This is a genomic window from Micromonospora parva (genome assembly GCF_040649675.1).
Taxonomy (GTDB): domain Bacteria; phylum Actinomycetota; class Actinomycetes; order Mycobacteriales; family Micromonosporaceae; genus Micromonospora; species Micromonospora parva.
In genome coordinates this window covers 12,161-31,188 of the sequence record NZ_JBEZFX010000021.1, presented here as the reverse complement: position 1 = coordinate 31,188, position 19,028 = coordinate 12,161, and the positions used below count along the sequence as shown (strand labels likewise).

Genomic DNA, 19,028 nt, shown 5'->3' with positions numbered 1-19,028 from the left:
CGCCCCGCGCCCCGCGCCCCGCGCCCCGCGCCCCGCGCCCCGCGCCCCGCGCCCCGCGCCCCGCGCCCCGCGCCCCGCGCCCCGCGCCCCGCGCCGAAGATCGTGCTCGAACCAGGAAGTAGTGGCCTCAACGACGCGCGGACACCACTACAACGATGAACGAGCACGATCTTCCGGCCGGCGCCCCGTCAGCTGGGACGGGACAGGTGGGTGGTGATCGCGTCGGCGAGCCGGTCGGGGGCGCCGTCGGCGTACCCGATGAAGAGCGACGGTTCGGTCAGCTCCAGCTCGACCAGGACCGGCTTGCCGTCCGGGCCGGGGATCAGGTCGACCCGCGCGTAGAGCAGCTGTCGGGTGCCACCGGGCACCGCCGCGAGGGTCTGCTCGGCCACGGCCAGCTGGTCGGCTCGGGCGGTGCGCGCGGTGATCTCTTCGGCCTTGTAGAGCCCGTCCGGGCCGAGATCCGGCCCGGTCAGCATCGGACCCTTGCGGATCGCGTGGCTGAACGCGAGCCCCTCCGGACCGGCCAGGAAGAGCAGCGCCGTCTCGCCCTCGGTGTCGACGGCACGCAGGTACGGCTGGACCATGGTCACCCGGCCGGCGTCGGAGAGCCGGCGAACATGCGCGGCGGCCAACTCCCGGTGTTCCGGGTCGGCCAGGTCGTAGCGGCCGGTGTCCTGGCTGCCGGCGCTGACGGCGGGCTTGAGCACGTACTCGCCGGTCTCGGCGGGTGGTTGCCAGCTCTCCCCCGGCTCGATCCAGGTCGTCGGCACTGTCGGCACCCCGGCGGCGCTCAGCTCACCGAGGTAGCGCTTGTCGGTGTTCCAGCGGACCACGTCGGCCGGGTTGACCAGCGCCGGGACGCCCGCCGCCCAGGACACGAACTCGTCGCGGCGCAACGCGTAGTCCCAGGGTGAGCGGAGCACGACCAGGTCGTAGGACGACCAGTCGACGTCGGGGTCGTCCCAGACCACGGATTGGGCGGCGACGCCGCGGGCGGCGAGCGGTGCGAGGACCAACCGGTCGTCCGGGTCGAGGTCGGCCAGCTCGGAGCAGGTGACGAGAGCGACCCGGGGTTCCCCCCGGGCCGACTGGTGATATGTGGTCAATTCAACTGTCTATTCAGCGGGACATCGTGCGGCGGGCCATCGACCGCCAGAGGTCGTTGCTCGGACGCATCTGGTCCATCAGCTCACGCTCCCAGGCGTTCTCGACGGTAACTCCCGCCTTGGCGCACGCCTCCCGGGCGGTGACGGTGTCGTCGGCGAACTGGTCGCCCCACTCACCGTCGGAACCCACCAGGACGATCCGCGCGCCACGCTTGCCGACGTACTCGATGACCGCCTTCGCGCCGCCGTGCCCGGCGGCGAACGCCTTGAGGCCCGCGACCAGGCCGTGGGGCGCCTGCTCGCCGGCGGTCTGCTCGGCCGTCAGCGTCGTATCGGAACCATCTGCCATGACGCGAAGCCTAAGCAGAGTTGCACCCGGTCGCGCGAGAACCATGAACCTTTTGTGATGCCAATTACCTACAGGTTTAAGGACGACCACAGGTTTGCTGTCCGTTTATATCAGGACTTTGCGCTCAAACCACGTGGGCAAAACGCCCCCGAACCGTCCTGAGTTGAGCCGACCTGGCTCATGCTGAAAGTTACTCTGATGTGACGTTAAAAGCGGACAACTCATCCACGTTCATGACTAGTCAGTGGATCATCGCCGTCAAGCCCCGACCGGGCGGGGTGGGGACGGGTCAGATCAGCGCGTCGAGCGCGACGGCCACGAAGACGATCGTCAGGTACGTCGTCGACCAGTGGAACAGCCGCATCGGCTTGACCGCCTCGCCGCGCGTCGCACGCCGGCAGAGCTTGTGCGCCTCGACCACGAAGATGGCACCCACCACCAGGGTCGGCACCCCGTAGATCGCGCTGAGCCCCAGCGGCCAGACGGCCAGGGAGGTGAGCACGGTGAGCCACGCGAAGATCAGGATCTCGGCGTTCACCCGGCGGACCGAGGCCACCACCGGCAGCATCGGGATGCCGGCCCGGGCGTAGTCGTCCTTGTACTTCATGGCGAGCGGGTAGAAGTGCGGCATCTGCCAGAAGAAGACCACAGCGAACAGCCCCCACGCGGCCGGCGCCAACGAGCCCGTCACCGCCGCCCACCCGATCAGCACCGGGGCCGCCCCGCAGGCGCCGCCCCAGAAGGTGTTCGCCGGGGTGGAGCGCTTGAGCCACAGGGTGTAGACGAGGTCGTAGTAGGCGATCGCGGCGAGGGTCAGCGCGGCGGCCAGCAGATTGGTGAACGCCGCCATCAGGGCGACCGACACCGCCGCCAACACCAGACCGAAGATCAACGCGCTGCGCGGCGAGACGGTGTGCGCCGGCAGCGGCCGACGCTTGGTACGCCGCATCAACTGGTCGATGTCCCGGTCGATGTAGCAGTTGAGCACGCTGGCCGCGCCGGCGGCGAGCGAGCCGCCGATCAGGACGACGGCCATCAGCCACAGCGACGGCAGCCCGCCCTCGGCGAGCATCATCGCCGGGATGGTGGTGACCAGCAGCAACTCGACGATCCGAGGCTTGGTGAGCGTCACGTACGCCGAGATGACCGCGCGTACGTCCCGCCGGGCCACCGTGCCCTCGGCCGCCCGCGCCGGATGCTGCCCGGCCGGGTTGCTCGCGGGGCGCTCGGTGATCATGCTCACGGATTGCCACCTTCCGGCATCGGGCACGGGGAGATCGGATCGGTCGGGACCGGGAGGGTCCGCATACCGACCCACACACTACGCGTCGTCGTTTTGGCTGCCCGGCCGACCCGACAACGGTGCGGGCCGTCACACCACCGGGTTGAACCGAGCATCCGGATGGTCACGTAGCGCACACCATGCGCAGATCCCCGGGCGCACGTTTAGGGACGCTCGATAAGGTCATCGGTGAGGGTTCCGCCCATCTGCCGAGGAGCACAACCATCGTGGCTGTTAAACGACCCGAGCACTCCGCACTGAACTGGTCCGACCTCGATCGCCGGGCCGTCGATACCGTCCGCGTGCTGGCCATGGACGCCGTAGAGAAATCCGGCAACGGTCACCCGGGCACCGCGATGAGCCTCGCGCCCGCGGCGTACCTCCTCTTCAACCGGGTCATGCGGCACAACCCGGCCGACCCGAACTGGCCCGGCCGCGACCGGTTCGTCCTCTCCGCCGGGCACTCCAGCCTGACGCTCTACATCCAGCTGTTCCTCTCCGGTTACCCGCTGAGCCTGGACGACCTGAAGTCGCTGCGGCAGTGGGGCTCGCAGACGCCGGGGCACCCCGAGCACGGGCACACGCCGGGCGTCGAGACCACCACCGGCCCGCTCGGGCAGGGTCTGGGCAACGCGGTCGGCATGGCCATGGCGGCCCGCCGCGAGCGCGGCCTGTTCGACCCCGAGGCCGAGCTCGGCGCGTCCGTCTTCGACCACGACATCTGGTGCATCGTCTCCGACGGTGACATCGAAGAGGGCATCAGCCACGAGGCCAGCGCGCTCGCCGGGCACCAGCAGCTGGGCAACCTCACGGTGATCTACGACGACAACGAGATCTCCATCGAGGACGACACCCGGATCGCCAAGAGCGAGGACGTGGCCGCCCGCTACGAGGCGTACGGCTGGCACGTGCAGACCGTCGACTGGCGCAGCGGCGACGCCGACCAGGGCGACTACCACGAGGACGCCGAGGCGCTCTACGCGGCGCTGCTGGCCGCCAAGGCGGAGACCGCCCGCCCCTCCTTCATCGCGCTGCGCACCATCATCGGCTGGCCCGCCCCCAACAAGCAGAACACCGGCAAGATCCACGGTTCGGCGCTGGGCGCCGACGAGGTGAAGGCCACCAAGCGGATCCTCGACTTCGACCCGGAGCAGACGTTCCAGGTCGACGAGGAGGTGCTCAGCCACGCCCGCACGGTGATGGGCCGCGGCTCCGACGCCCAGCAGGAGTGGACCACCGCGTTCGACGCGTGGAAGAAGGCCAACCCGGAGCGCACCGCGCTCTACGAGCGGTTGGCGGGCCGCGTACTCCCCGACGGCTGGACCGACGCGTTGCCGGTCTTCCCCGCGGACGCCAAGGGGGTGGCCACCCGGGCCGCGTCCGGCAAGGTGCTGGAGGCGCTCGCGCCGGTGCTCCCGGAGCTGTGGGGTGGCTCGGCCGACCTGGCCGAGAGCAACAACACCACGATGAAGGGCGAGCCGTCGTTCATCCCGGCCGCCCACGCCACCAAGGACTTCCCGGGCCACGAGTACGGCCGCACGCTGCACTTCGGCATCCGTGAGCACGCCATGGGCGCGATCCTCAACGGCATCGCCCTGCACGGCGGCACCCGCCCGTACGGCGGCACGTTCCTGGTCTTCAGCGACTACATGCGCCCGTCGGTGCGGCTGGCCGCGCTGATGAAGCTGCCGGTGACCTACGTCTGGACGCACGACTCGATCGGCCTCGGCGAGGACGGCCCGACCCACCAGCCGGTGGAGCACCTGACCGCGCTGCGCGCCATCCCGGGCCTGGACGTGGTCCGTCCGGCGGACGCCAACGAGACCGCCTGGGCCTGGCGGAAGGCGCTGGAGCACACCGACCGGCCGACCGCGCTGGCGCTGAGCCGTCAGCCGCTGCCGACCTTGGACCGCGACGTCCTGGGCAGCGTGGACGGCGTGGCCAACGGTGGCTACGTGCTGGCCGAGGCGTCCAACGGCAAGCCTCAGGTGATCATCATCGGCACCGGTTCCGAGGTGCAGCTCTGCCTGACCGCCCGGGAGCGGCTGGAGGCCGACGGCACCCCGACCCGGGTCGTCTCGATGCCCTGCCAGGAGTGGTTCTACGAGCAGGACGAGGCGTACCGGGAGTCGGTGCTCCCGCGCGGGGTAAAGGCACGGGTGAGCGTGGAGGCGGGCATCGCGATGTCCTGGCGCGGCGTCGTCGGTGACCTCGGCGAGAGCGTGAGCCTGGAGCACTACGGAGCGAGCGCCCCGCACACCGTGCTCTTCGAGCAGTTCGGGTTCACCCCCGACCGGATCGTGGCGGCAGCACACGCCTCGCTGGCCCGGGTGGGCGACATCACCGGTTTCACGACCGGCAACTGAGGGAGCGTGGATGGCATGACGGACAAGCTGAATGAGCTCACCGCCGCGGGTGTGGCGGTCTGGCTCGACGATCTTTCCCGGGTGCGGTTGAGCTCCGGCGGGCTGGACCAGCTGCGCCGCGAGAAGCACGTGGCCGGCGTCACCACCAACCCGACGATCTTCGCCAAGGCGCTGAGCGACGCCGACGAGTACAACTGGCAGCTGCGCGACCTCGCCACCCGTGGCGTGGACGTGGAAGAGGCCGTACGGATGCTCACCACGTACGACGTACGGTGGGCCTGCGACGTCATGCGCCCGTCGTACGACGGCAGCGCCGGTGTCGACGGCCGGGTCTCGATCGAGGTGGACCCGCGCAGCGCGCACGACGCGGACAAGACCGTCGCCGAGGCCAAGGCGCTGTGGTGGCTGGTGGACCGGCCCAACCTCTTCATCAAGATCCCGGCCACCGAGGAGGGCCTGTCGGCGATCACCGACACCCTCGCCGAGGGGATCAGCGTCAACGTGACGCTGATCTTCGGTCTGGACCGCTACTCGGCGGTCATGGAGGCGTTCCTGGCCGGTCTGGAGCAGGCCAAGGCCAACGGTCACGACCTGTCGAAGATCGGCTCGGTCGCGTCGTTCTTCGTCTCCCGGGTCGACTCCGAGGTCGACAAGCGGCTGGAGAAGGTCGGCTCCGACCAGGCCAAGGGCCTCAAGGGCAAGGCCGCCGTCGCCAACGCCCAACTGGCGTACGAGCGCTACACCGAGGTGTTCTCCTCGGACCGCTGGAAGGCGCTCGAGGCGGCCGGCGCGCACCCGCAGCGGCCGCTGTGGGCGTCCACCTCGACGAAGAACCCGGACTACCGGGACGTGATCTACGTCGAGGAGCTGATCGCCCCCGGCACGGTCAACACGATGCCGGAGGCGGTCATCCACGCGTACGCCGATCACGGCGAGACGCGCGGCGACACCGTGACCGGCGCCTACGACGCGGCCCGGAAGGTCTTCGCGGACCTGGAGTCGGTCGGGGTGGACATGTCCGACGTGATCGCCACCCTGGAGCGCGAGGGTGTGGAGAAGTTCGAGGCGAGCTGGCAGGAGCTGCTCGACGGTGTCAGCAAGTCGCTGGCGGCGGCGGGCACCGGCAAGGGCTCGCCGAACAAGGCGGCCAAGGGCAACGCCAAGGCCGCCGAGAAGGCTGGTGGCGCATGAGCGAGCGAATCAGCAAGCTCAGTGCAACGGTGCCTCATGGCGGCACGCAGCGAAGCGGAGTGACGGCATGAGCGAGCGCAGCGAGCGAATCAGCAAGCTCAGTGCGATGAGGCCTCATGACGGCACGCAGCGAAGCGGAGTGATGGCATGAGCGACCTGCCTGCTGGGGCGGTGGAGGGAGCCGCCGGGCTCTCCGTGTACGGCGCGGACGCGGTCGACAAGGCCGCGCCCGCCTCAACCCGGGAGGCGCTGGTCAAGGCCGGCGTCCCGGGCAAGCTGGCGGGCAAGGACGCGAGCCTGTGGGGTCCGGACGCCGAGGCCGAGGCGAAGATCCGCCTGGGCTGGGTGGACACCCACCGGCGCAGCCGCGAGCTGCTCGCGCAGTTGGCCGAGCTGACCGCCGAGCTGGCCGACCTGGATCACGTGGTGCTCGCGGGCATGGGCGGTTCGTCGCTCGCGCCCGAGGTGATCACCCAGACGCTGGGTCGTCCGCTGACGGTGCTGGACACCACCGACCCGGGCCAGGTCCGGGCGGCGCTCGGTGACCGGCTGGAGCGCACCGTCGTGGTGGTGGCCAGCAAGTCCGGGTCGACGGTGGAGACCGACAGCCACCGGCGCGCCTACTGGCAGGCGTTCCTGGACGCCGGGATGACCGAGGCGGAGGCCGGCCGGCACTTCGTCATCGTCACCGACCCGGGTTCGCCGCTGGAGGCCACCGCGACCGAGATGGGCGCGTTCACAGTGCTCGCCGACCCGAACGTCGGCGGCCGGTACTCGGCGCTCACCGCGTTCGGTCTGGTGCCGTCGGCGCTGGCCGGCGTGGAGGTCGCGGAACTGCTCGACCAGGCCGACGCGCTGGCCACGTCGCTCGGCGCGGACCAGAACAACCCGGCGTTGGCCCTGGGCGCGGCCCTGGGCGCCGCGGCCACTGTGGCCCGGGACAAGGTCGCCCTCGTTTCCGACGGCACCGGCATCGACGGGCTCGGCGACTGGGCCGAGCAGTTGATCGCCGAGTCGACCGGCAAGGCCGGGGTGGGCATCCTCCCGGTGGTGGTGGAGTCCCCGCAGAGCCCCGGTGCCACCGGCCCGGACGTGCTGACCGTCAGCTACGGGGGCGCGCTGGCCCCCGGTGACGTGCCGGGCGGCGGCGCCACCCCGGACGTGGCCGTCAACGGCCCGCTGGGCGCGCAGTTCCTGGCCTGGGAGTACGCCACCGCGGTGGCCGGTGTGGTGCTCGGGATCGACCCGTTCAACCAGCCGAACGTCACGGAGTCCAAGGAGAACACCAACAAGATCCTGGCCTCGGGCCTGCCGGCGGAGACGCCGTCGTTCACCGAGGGCGCGATCGAGGTGTACGCCCCGCAGGGCGCCCCGGGTGACCTGGCCGGCGTGCTGCGCTGGCTGCTCGACGGGTTGGGCGACGACGGTTACCTCGCGGTGATGGCGTACCTCGACCGGTTCGCCGACGCCGACACGGCCAAGCTGCGGCCGCTGCTGGCGCAGGCGAGCGGGCGGCCGGTCACCTTCGGCTGGGGGCCGCGGTTCCTGCACTCGACCGGCCAGTACCACAAGGGCGGTCCGCAGGTGGGTAGCTACCTCCAGGTGACCGGCGCGGTGGCCGAGGACCTGGCGGTGCCGGGCAAGCCGTACACCTTCGGCGAGCTGCAGGCGGCGCAGGCCGCCGGGGACCGGCAGGCGCTCGCCGGTCGGGACCGGCCGGTCCTGCGGTTGCACCTGACCGACCGGGCCGCCGGTGTCGCCCAACTACTGGACGCGGTCGGTGATCTGCGGGCGTGAGGATGGACGACGTGACTGAAGCGGAGCGAGGAGGCGGTTCCGTGAGCGCGAGGAGTGAGCCGGGGTTGCGAGCCCCGGAGTCGCGAACCGAAGGTGGCTCGGTGAACCCGCTGCGCGATCCGCAGGACCGCCGGTTGCCCCGGATCCCCGAGCCGTGCGCTCTGGTGATCTTCGGGGTGACCGGCGACCTGGCCCGCAAGAAGCTGCTCCCCGCGGTCTACGACCTGGCCAACCGGGGGTTGCTGCCGCCGGGCTTCGTGGTGCTCGGTTTCGCGCGCCGCGACTGGGGTGACGGCGACTTCGAGACCCTGGCGTGCGAGGCGGCCAAGAAGCACGCCCGCACCCCGTGGCGGGACGAGGTGTGGGCGCGGCTGGCCGGCAACATCAAGTTCGTCGGCGGGTCGTTCGACGACGACGCCGCGTTCGACCACCTCGCGTCGACGCTGGACGACCTGCGTCAGACCCACGGCATCACCGGCAACGCGGCGTTCTACTTCTCCATCCCGCCGGCCGCGTTCCCCGTGGTGCTCAAGCAGCTGGCACGGACCGGAATGGCCGACAACGAGAAGTCCGGCGGTTGGCGGCGGGTCGTGGTGGAGAAGCCCTTCGGCAACGACCTGCCGTCGGCGAAGGCGCTCAACGACCTCGTCGACGACGTGTTCACCCGCCAGGACGTCTTCCGGATCGACCACTACCTGGGCAAGGAGACGGTTCAGAACATCCTTGCCCTGCGGTTCGCCAACAACCTGTTCGAGCCTCTGTGGAACTCCAAGTACGTCGACTCGGTGCAGATCACCATGGCGGAGGACGTCGGCATCGGCACCCGCGCCGGCTTCTACGACACCGTCGGCACCGCCCGTGACGTGCTGCAGAACCACCTCCTGCAACTCCTCGCCCTGGTGGCGATGGAGGAGCCGACCAGCTTCGACGCCGACGAGATCCGGGCCGAGAAGCTGAAGGTGCTCAAGGCCATCACCCTGCCCAAGGACGTCACCCGCGACACCGTCCGCGGCCAGTACCTGCCCGGCTGGGTGGGCGGCGAACGCGCTGTCGGTTACCGGGACGAGCAGGACGTCCCCGCCGACTCCACCACGGAGACGTACGTGGCGGTGCGGCTGGGCATCCAGAACCGCCGGTGGGCGGAGGTGCCGTTCTACATCCGGGCCGGCAAGCGGCTGCCCCGGCGGGTCACCGAGGTCGCCATCATGTTCAAGAAGGCGCCGCACCTGCCGTTCAACGACGCCGACATGGAGTCGTTGGGCAACAACCAGCTGGTCATCCGGGTGCAGCCGGACGAGGGCGTGGTGCTCAAGTTCGGCTCGAAGGTGCCGGGCACCACCATGGAGGTCCGCGACATCGCGATGGACTTCCAGTACGGCGAGGCGTTCACCGAGTCCAGCCCCGAGGCGTACGAGCGGCTGGTGCTGGACGTGCTGATCGGTGACCGCACCCTGTTCCCGGACGCGGCCGAGGTCGAACAGAGCTGGCAGGTGATCGACCCCCTGGAGCACGCCTGGGCGGGCACCACCCCGGAGCCGTACCGGGCCGGTGAGTGGGGCCCACGGGCCTCCGACGAGATGCTGGCCCGCGAGGGCCGCGCCTGGAGACGAGCATGATCGGGCTGTGGGACACCACCGGCAACGAGGTGGTCAAGGCGCTCGCCGCCGAGCGGCGCAGCGCCGGCGGGGTGGCCAGCGGCATGGCGCTCACCCTCATCGTGGTCGTGGACGAGAAGCGGGTCCGGGAGGCGGAGGCGGCGGCGACGATCGCCGCCGCCGCCCACCCGTGCCGGCTCCTGGTGGTGGTGCGCTCGGAGATCGAGCGGGACCGCAACCGACTGGACGCGGAGATCGTGGTCGGTGGCCGGCTCGGCCCGTGCGAGGCGGTGGTCACCCGGATGTACGGCCGCTTGTCGCTGCACGCCGAGTCGGTCGTGATGCCGCTGCTCGTGCCCGACGTGCCGGTGGTCACCTGGTGGCACGGCGAGCCGCCGGCGGAGATCGCCACCGACTTCCTCGGGGTGGTGGCCGACCGGAGGATCACCGACTGCGCGCAGGCCGCCGACCCGGTGGAGGCGCTGCGGCAGCGTGCCCGGGACTACGCACCGGGCGACACCGACCTGGCGTGGACCCGCATCACCCCGTGGCGCACCCTGGTCGCCGGGGCGTTCGACACCACCAGCGCCCAGGTCACCGAGGCGAGAATCGTCGCGCCGCCCAGCGACCCGACGGCGGCGCTGATGGCCGGTTGGCTGTCCAGCCGGCTCGGCATCACCCCGCACCGGGTGGACAGCAACGAGTTCCCCCGCATGCGGGAGGTGCAGCTCAGCTGCGCCAACGGCGACCAGCTGACGCTGACCCGCGAGGACAGCATGGCCGTCTTCCGGCGCACGGGTCAGGAAGACCGGGCTCTGCCGCTGGTCCGCCGCCCGCTCGGCGACGAACTGGCCGAGGAACTGCGCCGGCTGGACGCCGACCAGGTGTACGCGGAGGCGCTGGGCGCGACGGCCGGCCTGCGCGGGCTGGAGCAACGCCCGCCGCAGCGGGTCCACGTCTGGAAGGATCCGGCCACCGCGCAGCGCGCCGAGGCCGGGGTCACCGCGCACGCCGGCACCAGCGGCGAGGGCTGAGCCCAGCCGGGGTACGACGTCGGGCAGGGCCGGTACCCACCGGCCCTGCCCCGCAACCTCTGGGGTTTTCGCCCCAACCACCTCGGGCGGACCGTCCCGGGCACGACAGCGACCGCCGGGCGGTCGGGAAACGAAGGCGCAACCATGAGTGAGGCGAGTGTCGCCGTCCACGCCGACGCCGACCTGCTGGCGCAGGCCGTGGCGGCCCGGTTGCTGGTGAAGCTGCTCGACGCCCAGGCCGACCGGGGCGAAGCCTCGGTGGTGCTCACCGGCGGTCGGGTCGCCGCCGCCGTGTACCGGGCGGTGGCGGCGCTGCCGGCCCGCGACGCGGTGGACTGGTCCCGGGTCGACGTGTGGTGGGGCGACGAACGGTTCCTGCCCGCCGGTGATCCGGACCGCAACGAGACCCAGGCTCGCGCCGCCCTGCTGGACGTGGTGCCGCTGGACCCGGCCCGGGTGCACGCGATGCCGGCCTCGGACGGCCCGGCCGGCAACGACCCCGAGGCGGCGGCTGCCGGGTACGCGGAGGAGCTGGCCCGCGCCGCCCGGCCCGGGCACGCCACCCTGCCGCACTTCGACGTGCTGATGCTGGGCGTCGGCGAGGACGGCCACGTGGCGTCGGTCTTCCCCGAGCACCCGGTCGGCTACGAGACGCGGCCGGTCAGCGCGGTGCGGGGCAGCCCGAAGCCGCCGCCGACGCGGACCACCCTCACCCTGCCGGCGATCAACACCGCCGAGGAGGTCTGGCTGGTGGCCGCCGGCGCCGACAAGGCTCGCGCGGTGGGTATGGCGTTGGCCGGCGCGGGCCCGGTGCAGTTGCCGGCGGCCGGCGTGCGCGGTGTGGGCCGCACCCGCTGGCTGTTGGACCGGGCGGCGGCCGCCGACGTGCCCGCCCGGCTGCGCAGCCTGCGCTGAGCGCGGCCCGCTACTCGCCGCGTCGGCGCCGCAGAGCGGCGAGCGCCTCGTTCAGCAGGGCCTCGCCCTCCTCGGCGGTGCGCCGCTCCTTCACGTACGCCAGGTGGCTCTTGTACGGTTCGGCGCGGGCCCGGCCCGGCGGGTTCTGGGCGTCCGGGCCGGCGGGCAGGCCGCAGCGGGGGCAGTCCCACTGGGCCGGCGGCTCGACGTCCGCGGCGATCCGGATGTCGACCCGGTGGTCGTTACGGCACCAGTAGGTGACGTCCTGTCGGGGGGCGGGTTGGTGCCGCTCGTCCGGGCGCATGGGTGCGGACCCGACCCGGGCTCCCCGGATAACGTTGCCACTCGGCACGGCTGCTCGCTCCTGTCGTCGGAGGGGACCCGCCGTCTTCGGGGGTGGAGCGGCGGGCGACGCGGTGCAGCGGGGAAAGCCTGCGCGCGGTCCGTCGAGTGACGAACCGCGCGCAGATTGTACGACTTACTGGGCCTGCTCAGGCGCCGCTGTTCATCTGGAGGCGCAGCCAGAGCCCGAGCCCGACGATCGCGGCGAACCAGACGACGCTCACCAGCACGGTGTAGCGGTCCAGGTTCTTCTCCGCGACCGAGGAGCCCGCGAGGCTGGAGCTGACGCCACCGCCGAACATGCTCGACAGACCGCCGCCCTTGCCGCGGTGCAGCAGGATCAGCAGGGTGAGCAGAATGCTCGTGATGACCAGCAACACGATCAACGTGTATGCGAACCAGATCGGCATGGCTGGGGTCAGTTCCTCTCGTAGCGATCCTCGCCCGGTCTGATCGGGCACGGCGGCACCGACCGGCGGACGGGCGGTGTCAAGGATACCGAGCGATCAGCGAGCGAGGTGCTCCGGGAACCGGCAGATCTGAGCGAATTCCTCGGCGTCCAGGCTGGCGCCCCCCACCAGGCCCCCGTCCACGTCTGCCTGACCCATGATCGAGGCGATGTTGGACGCCTTGACCGAGCCGCCGTAGAGGACACGAACCTGGTCGGCGGTCTCCTGGTCGAAGCGCGCCGCCAGCCGCTGACGCACCGCCCCGCAGACCTCCTGAGCGTCGTCAGGGGTCGCGGTCTTGCCGGTGCCGATCGCCCAGACCGGCTCGTACGCGACCACTACCTGCCGCACCTGCTCGGGGGTGAGCCCGGCGAGGCCCCCGTCGAGCTGGTCGGAGCAGTGCGCCACGTGGGTGCCCTGCTCGCGGACGTCCAGCCCCTCCCCCACGCAGAGGATCGGCGTCAGGCCGTGCGTCAGCGCCGCCTTGACCTTGGCGTTGACCAACGCGTCGTCCTCGTGGTGGTAGGCCCGCCGCTCGGAGTGCCCCACCACGACGTACGTGCAGCCGAGCTTGGCCAGCATCGGCCCGGAGATCTCCCCGGTGTACGCGCCGGACGCGTGCGGGGAGAGGTCCTGCGCGCCGTAGCCGATCAGCAGCTTGTCGCCGTCCACCGCGGTCTGCACGGTTCGCAGGTCGGTGAAGGGCGGCAGCACGACCGTCTCGACGTCGGTGAGCTGCTTCTCGGTGAGGCTCGCCGCCAACTTCTGTACCAGCAGGTTGGCCTCGAGGTGGTTGAGGTTCATCTTCCAGTTGCCGGCCATCAACGGCCGGCGGGTGGTGCTCGACATTCAGTTCTCCAGGGCCGCGATGCCGGGGAGGGTCTTGCCCTCGAGGTATTCCAGGGAGGCGCCACCACCGGTGGAGATGTGATTGAAATCAGTCTCGTCCAGCCGCAACGCACGGACCGCGGCTGCCGAGTCACCGCCGCCGACGACGCTGAACGCGTCGGCCTTGGTGATCGCCTCCGCGACCCCCCGGGTGCCCGCCGCGAAGGCTGGCATCTCGAACACGCCCATCGGGCCGTTCCAGAAGATCGTCTTCGCCTGGGACAGCGCGGCGCTGAAGCCAGCCACCGTCTCCGGGCCGACATCCAGGCCGAGCCGGTGGCTCGGGATGCCGTCGACCCGCACCGTGTCGTGCGCCGCGTCCGGGGCGAACGCGTCCGCGACCACCACGTCGACCGGAAGCATGATCTTGCCGCCGGACCGCTCCAGCAGGTTACGGCAGGTCTCGACCATGTCCTTCTCCAGCAGCGAGGTGCCCACCTCCAGGCCCTGGGCCTTGAGGAAGGTGAAGCACATCCCGCCACCGATGAGCAGCCGGTCGACGGTGGGCAGCAGCGCCTCGATCACGGCGAGCTTGTCGGACACCTTCGACCCACCGAGCACCACCACGTACGGCCGCTCGGGCTCACCGGTGAGCTTGGAGAGGACCTCGACCTCACGCAGCACCAGCCGGCCCGCGACGTGCGGCAGCCGGGCCGGCACGTCGAAGACGCTGGCGTGCTTGCGGTGCACGGCACCGAACGCGTCGTCCACGTAGGCGTCGCCGAACGCGGCGAGCTGGTCGGCGAAGGCGCCCCGCTCGGCCTCGTCCTTGCTGGTCTCACCGGCGTTGAAGCGCAGGTTCTCCAGGAGGGCGACCTGACCGTCGGCCAGGCCGGCCACTGTGGAACGGGCGGAGTCGCCGACGGTGTCGGTGGCGAAGTGCACCGGCGCGCCGAGCAGCTCACCGAGGCGCCCGGCGACCGGGCCCAGGCTGAACTGCGGGTCCGGAGCGCCCTTCGGACGGCCCAGGTGCGAGCAGACGACCACCTTCGCGCCGGCCTCGACCAGCGCGCCGAGGGTCGGCAGCACCGCGCGGATCCGGCCGTCATCGGTGATGGCACCGGTCTGCTTGTCGAGCGGGACGTTCAGGTCGGCGCGCACCAGCACGCGCCGACCCGACACCCCCTCGGCGAGCAGATCGTCGAGGGTCCGGATGCTCACAGCGAGCTACCGACCAGCTTGACGAGGTCGACCAGGCGGTTGGAGTAGCCCCACTCGTTGTCGTACCAGCCGACGACCTTGACCTGGTTGCCGACCACCTTGGTCAGCGGCGCGTCGAAGATGCACGACGCCGGGTCGGTCACGATGTCGGTGGAGACGATCGGGTCCTCGTTGTAGACCAGGATGCCCTTGAGCGGGCCGTCCGCGGCGGCCTTCAGGGCGGCGTTGACCTCGTCGACGGTGGTCTCGCGACCCACGTTGACGGTGAGGTCGGTGACGGAGCCGGTCGGGATCGGCACCCGCAGGGCGTACCCGTCGAGCTTGCCCTTGAGGTCCGGCAGGACCAGGCCGATCGCCTTGGCGGCGCCGGTGGAGGTCGGCACGATGTTCAGCGCGGCGGCCCGGGCCCGACGCAGGTCCGAGTGCGGCGCGTCCTGGAGGTTCTGGTCCTGGGTGTACGCGTGGATCGTCGTCATCAGACCGTGCTGGATGCCGAACGTGTCGTGCAGGACCTTCGCCATCGGGGCGAGGCAGTTGGTGGTGCACGAGGCGTTGGAGATGATGGTGTGCTTCGCCGGGTCGTAGGTGTCGTGGTTGACACCCATGACGACGGTGACGTCCTCGTTCTTCGCCGGTGCGGAGATGATGACCTTCTTGGCCCCGCCGTCGACGTGCGCCTTGGCCTTGGTGGCGTCGGTGAAGAAGCCGGTCGACTCGATGACGACGTCGGCGCCGACCTCGCCCCACGGCAGCTTCGACGGGTCCTTCTCGGCGTACGCCTTGATGGTCCTGCCACCGACGGTGATCTCGTCGGCGGTGGCCTTGACCTCGTAGGGCAGACGACCGAGGATGCTGTCGTACTTGAGCAGGTGGGCGAGCGTGCCGTTGTCGGTCAGGTCGTTGACCGCCACGACCTCGATGTCGGCGTCAGACGCCAGCACTGCCCGGAAGAAGTTACGGCCGATTCGGCCAAAGCCGTTGATGCCAACCCGGATGGTCACAGGTCCCATCTCCTCGCGTTCTGGTCCGCCGGCTTCACACAACGGGCCGGCGGGAATGGTGTGCGCCGACCGTTGGAGCCGGCCGTCGACGGTTCATCTCGGCCACCCCGCCGCGCGGTCTGAGGACCTGACCGCCCGAGGCGGTGGGGCACGACGAGGAGTGCCGGTGTCGGCCCCCTTGCCGTACGCAGCGACCCTATCCGAGCGTGCGAGACCACGCTGCGCCGGGTCGTGCTCCCGGACGCACCGTGCGGCCCCACCGTCCTATCAGACCACGAGCATGTCGGGCGTGACGGCTGCTTCCGTATCCGGGATGCCGAGGTCCCGGGCCCGCTTGTCGGCCAGCGCCAGGAGCCGGCGGATCCGCCCGGCGATGGCGTCCTTGGTCAGCGGGGGGTCGGCCAGCGCCCCCAACTCCTCCAGCGACGCCTGCCGGTGCTCCAGGCGCAGCCGCCCGGCGTCGGTCAGGTGGTTGGGCGCCTCGTCGGCCAGGATCTCCAGCGCGCGGGTGACCCGGGCGGCCGCGGCGACCGCCGCCCGCGCCGAACGGCGCAGGTTGGCGTCGTCGAAGTTGGCGAGCCGGTTGGCGGTGGCCCGCACCTCCCGGCGTACCCGGCGCTCCTCCCAGGCCAGCACGCTGGAGTGCGCGCCGATCCGGGTGAGCAGCGCGGCGATCGCGTCGCCGTCCTTGACGACCACCCGGTCCACCCCGCGTACCTCACGGTTCTTCGCGGTGATGCCGATGCGCCGGGCCGCGCCGACCAGCGCCAGCGCCGACTCCGGCCCCGGGCAGGTGATCTCCAGCGCGCTGGAGCGGCCGGGCTCGGTGAGCGAGCCGTGGGCCATGAACGCGCCCCGCCACGCGGACACCGCGCAGCAGACGTTCGCCGCCACCACGTGCGGGGGCAGACCGCGCACCGGACGGCCCCGCACGTCGAGCAGCCCGGTCTGCCGGGCGAGGGCCTCACCGTCCTTGACCACCCGCACGATGAAGTGGCTGCCCTTGCGCAGCCCACCGGAGGCCAGCACGTGGATCTCGCTGGGATAGCCGTAGACCTCGGCGATCTCCCGGCGCAGCCGCCGGGCAACCGCCCCGGTGTCCAGTTCTGCCTCCACCACCACCCGGCCGGAGACGATGTGCAACCCGCCGGCGAAGCGCAGCAGCGCGGCCATCTCCGCCCGCCGGCAGCAGGGCTTGGGCACGTCGACCCGACTCAGCTCGTCCTTGACCGCGGCCGTCATCGCCATTGTGCGTCCCCTCACGGACCTGTTCCGGCGTGTCGCCGGAGATTACGTACGTGTCTAACGATCGGCGCCCAGGACAGGCACCAGCGCGGCGCCCAGGGCAGCCGGATCATGGCGGGGAGTCCCGTCGACAACGGCGACGGGGGCGAGGACCAGGCGGGCACCCAGCGATTCTGCCGCACGTTCGACCGGTTCGGGGTCACCCACCGCCTTGGCGTCGGCGAGCACGAGATCCACCTTCAGCTCGGGCAGGTACCAGTGCAGCGCCGCGAGGTGGTCGGCGACGGAGAGCCCGAGGGTCTCCTTCTCCGCAGCGAGGTTCAGCGTGACCAGCCGCCGGGCCGAGGTGGACACGATGGCGTCGGCCAACTGCGGCACCAGCAGGTGCGGCAGCACGCTGGTGTACCAGCTGCCCGGCCCGAAGATCAGCCAGTCGGCCGCCCGGATCGCCTCGATGGCCTCGGCGCAGGCCGGTGGGGCGCTCGGGGTGAGGCGCAGCGACTCGACGCGTCCGGTGGTGACGGCCACCTGGTGCTGGCCGGTGACCGTGCGCACCTCGTCGGGGGCGGCCGGGTCGGCGCCGCGTACCCGGGCCTCGATCCCGACCGGTTGTCGGGACATCGGCAACACCCGGCCCACCGCGCCGAGCATCGCGCCGGCGTGCTCCAGCGCCGCCACCGGGTCGCCGAGCAGCTCCATCAGGCCGCAGAGCACCAGGTTGCCCACCGCGTGCCCGGCCAGACCGTCCCCGCCGGCCGACGCCCCGTCGGTGCCGCGCAGGGCCGCACCGTGTCGGGCCGGGCCGTCCGGGCCCGGGTCGTCGCCCGCCGCCGGGCCCGGGTCGGTCCCGTCGGATCGGGGTACGCCCACCGGCACGGCGGCGAAGCGGTGCTGGAACAGCCCGGCGCTGCGCCGGGTGGCCGGGTGGTCCCCGGCCAACGCCACGAGCGCCTGACGCAGATCACCCGGGGGCAGACCACCCCGCTCGGCCCGCAGCCGGCCACTGGAGCCGCCGTCGTCACCCACCGTGACCACTGCGGTGATGTCGAGGTCGAGTTCGGGAGCGCAGTGGCGCAGCGCGCGCAACGAGGCGGACAGCCCGTGCCCGCCGCCGAACGCCACCACCCGCCGGGTCGTCATTCCCGCCCCAGGTCACGGTGCTGGGCGTTCGCCGCCAGCCCGGAGTGCCGCAGTCGGCTGGCCAGCTCCTCGGCGATGGCCACGCTGCGGTGCTTGCCGCCGGTGCAGCCCACGGCGACGGTGAGGTACCGCTTGCCCTCCCGCTCGAAGCCGGTGGTGGTGGCGTTGACCAGGTCGGCGTACGAGGCGACGAAGGCGTCCGCGCCCTCCTGACCCAGCACGTACGCGCTGACCGCCTCCTCCCGCCCGGTGTGCTCACGCAGCTCCGGCACCCAGTAGGGGTTGGGCAGGAAGCGGGCGTCCAGCACGAAGTCGGCGTCCGGTGGCAGGCCGTACTTGAAGCCGAACGACAACACGGTGACCCGCAGCCGGCGGGCGTCCTCGCCGCCGAACAGCTCCTCGATGCGCCGCCGGAGCTGGTTGACGTTCAGGTGGCTGGTGTCGATGATCACGTCGGCCTGTTCGCGGGCCTCCTCCAGCAGACCGCGCTCCACGGCGATGCCGTCGGCCAACCGCCCGTCACCCTGCAACGGGTGCGAACGCCGGACGCTCTCGAACCGCCGGATCAGCACCTCGTCGTCGGCGTCGACGAAGACCACCCGGGGCGAGAACCCGCGCTCCTTGAGCTCCCGGATGGCCCCGGCCAGGTCAGTGGAGAAGGCCCGCGACCGCACGTCCAGCACCATGGCGGTACGCCGGGCCGCACCGCCCGCCTTGAACGCCAGCTCGGCCATGTCCAGCATCAGGGCCTGCGGCAGGTTGTCCACGACGTAGTAGCCGACGTTCTCCAACGCCCGGGCGACAGTGCTGCGGCCACCCCCGGAGAGGCCGGTGACCACCACGAGAGTGGTTTCCGACTCGGCCGCCGACTGCTCGTCGTCGGCCTCCGGGCCGTCGATCCGGTCACCGGCTGTGCGCGCCTCGCTCACCCGTACCCCCAAGCCGTGGCGCCGCGGCCGCCTTCGGCCGCGATTGGTCAATCAGCGACTCTATCCCGCCGTCGGGTCAGGACCGGGCACCCGTGGCCGGGCGATGCCCCGCGGACCGTGCGACGGTCGCCCTCCCGACACCGCGTACGGCTGGGTTCATGCCGATCGCGCCCGGACCGCTCCCCCGGCCGGCGCACCGGTCCGGGTGCGCCGGGCGGGCGCTGTCGGGGTCGGC

17 protein-coding genes are annotated in these 19,028 nt (G+C 71.6%); 6 read left to right on the top strand and 11 right to left on the bottom strand.

The genetic code is table 11. The features are described 5' to 3' along the window. Window positions 1–188: 188 nt before the first annotated feature. From AB0C03_RS32130 to AB0C03_RS32120, 3 genes are all read right to left on the bottom strand, one after another. Window positions 189–1,109 (bottom strand): ATP-grasp domain-containing protein, encoded by a 921-nt coding sequence (locus AB0C03_RS32130; protein ID WP_357641064.1) that lies wholly within the window; start codon window positions 1,107–1,109, stop codon window positions 189–191. A gap of 13 nt (window positions 1,110–1,122) precedes the next feature. After that, complete coding sequence (locus AB0C03_RS32125; RefSeq protein WP_124816405.1) at window positions 1,123–1,458, bottom strand: hypothetical protein; 336 nt, start codon at window positions 1,456–1,458, stop codon at window positions 1,123–1,125. Window positions 1,459–1,747: 289 nt separating this feature from the next. Then, window positions 1,748–2,701: a heme o synthase gene (locus AB0C03_RS32120; protein ID WP_030337330.1), complete on the bottom strand. Its 954-nt coding sequence runs from the start codon at window positions 2,699–2,701 to the stop codon at window positions 1,748–1,750. A 266-nt stretch (window positions 2,702–2,967) separates the two neighbouring features. On the opposite strand from AB0C03_RS32120, the gene tkt reads away from it, so the two are divergent. The 6 genes from tkt to pgl all read left to right on the top strand — a co-directional run bounded on the left by tkt (window position 2,968) and on the right by pgl (window position 11,638). Continuing rightward, complete coding sequence (tkt, locus tag AB0C03_RS32115) at window positions 2,968–5,106, top strand: transketolase (protein WP_357641061.1); 2,139 nt, start codon at window positions 2,968–2,970, stop codon at window positions 5,104–5,106. Window positions 5,107–5,121: 15 nt separating this feature from the next. Continuing rightward, on the top strand, window positions 5,122–6,297 hold the full coding sequence (gene tal, locus AB0C03_RS32110) for a transaldolase (protein ID WP_030337334.1): 1,176 nt from the start codon (window positions 5,122–5,124) through the stop codon (window positions 6,295–6,297). A 147-nt stretch (window positions 6,298–6,444) separates the two neighbouring features. Continuing rightward, window positions 6,445–8,094: a phosphoglucose isomerase-related protein gene (locus tag AB0C03_RS32105; protein ID WP_030337335.1), complete on the top strand. Its 1,650-nt coding sequence runs from the start codon at window positions 6,445–6,447 to the stop codon at window positions 8,092–8,094. Window positions 8,095–8,195: 101 nt separating this feature from the next. Then, window positions 8,196–9,710 carry a glucose-6-phosphate dehydrogenase gene (gene zwf, locus AB0C03_RS32100; protein WP_030337336.1) on the top strand — a complete coding sequence of 505 codons (1,515 nt, stop codon included), beginning with the start codon at window positions 8,196–8,198 and terminating at the stop codon, window positions 9,708–9,710. Beyond that, window positions 9,707–10,723, top strand: coding sequence for a glucose-6-phosphate dehydrogenase assembly protein OpcA (locus AB0C03_RS32095; protein WP_030337338.1), 1,017 nt, complete (start codon window positions 9,707–9,709; stop codon window positions 10,721–10,723). Before zwf ends, AB0C03_RS32095 begins: the two co-directional genes overlap by 4 nt. Before the next feature lie 144 nt (window positions 10,724–10,867). Further along, entirely contained in the window at window positions 10,868–11,638 is a 771-nt protein-coding gene (pgl, locus tag AB0C03_RS32090) for a 6-phosphogluconolactonase (protein ID WP_030337340.1), read from the top strand. A 10-nt stretch (window positions 11,639–11,648) separates the two neighbouring features. On the opposite strand, the gene AB0C03_RS32085 is transcribed toward pgl, so the two are convergent. The 8 genes from AB0C03_RS32085 to rapZ form a co-directional block, all read right to left on the bottom strand. Beyond that, a complete protein-coding gene (locus AB0C03_RS32085; RefSeq protein ID WP_030337342.1) occupies window positions 11,649–11,990 on the bottom strand; it encodes an RNA polymerase-binding protein RbpA in 342 nt (113 codons plus the stop codon). 139 nt (window positions 11,991–12,129) lie between these two features. Next, entirely contained in the window at window positions 12,130–12,390 is a 261-nt protein-coding gene (secG, locus tag AB0C03_RS32080; RefSeq protein ID WP_030337344.1) for a preprotein translocase subunit SecG, read from the bottom strand. 96 nt (window positions 12,391–12,486) lie between these two features. Continuing rightward, entirely contained in the window at window positions 12,487–13,278 is a 792-nt protein-coding gene (gene tpiA, locus AB0C03_RS32075) for a triose-phosphate isomerase (protein WP_030337346.1), read from the bottom strand. Continuing rightward, window positions 13,279–14,478: a phosphoglycerate kinase gene (locus tag AB0C03_RS32070; RefSeq protein WP_030337348.1), complete on the bottom strand. Its 1,200-nt coding sequence runs from the start codon at window positions 14,476–14,478 to the stop codon at window positions 13,279–13,281. It abuts the gene before it with no gap. Next, window positions 14,475–15,479 carry a type I glyceraldehyde-3-phosphate dehydrogenase gene (gene gap / locus AB0C03_RS32065; RefSeq protein WP_030337349.1) on the bottom strand — a complete coding sequence of 335 codons (1,005 nt, stop codon included), beginning with the start codon at window positions 15,477–15,479 and terminating at the stop codon, window positions 14,475–14,477. The genes AB0C03_RS32070 and gap overlap by 4 nt, the downstream gene beginning before the upstream one ends. Window positions 15,480–15,746: 267 nt before the next feature. Next, window positions 15,747–16,727, bottom strand: a complete 981-nt coding sequence (gene whiA, locus AB0C03_RS32060) for a DNA-binding protein WhiA (RefSeq protein ID WP_030337350.1) — start codon at window positions 16,725–16,727, stop codon at window positions 15,747–15,749. A 54-nt stretch (window positions 16,728–16,781) separates the two neighbouring features. Beyond that, the gene (locus tag AB0C03_RS32055) at window positions 16,782–17,864 is read right to left on the bottom strand and encodes a gluconeogenesis factor YvcK family protein (protein ID WP_210866742.1); all 1,083 of its coding nucleotides are present in this window, start codon (window positions 17,862–17,864) and stop codon (window positions 16,782–16,784) included. Further along, window positions 17,861–18,763 (bottom strand): RNase adapter RapZ, encoded by a 903-nt coding sequence (gene rapZ / locus AB0C03_RS32050; RefSeq protein WP_357641067.1) that lies wholly within the window; start codon window positions 18,761–18,763, stop codon window positions 17,861–17,863. Before rapZ ends, AB0C03_RS32055 begins: the two co-directional genes overlap by 4 nt. Window positions 18,764–19,028 lie beyond the last annotated feature (265 nt).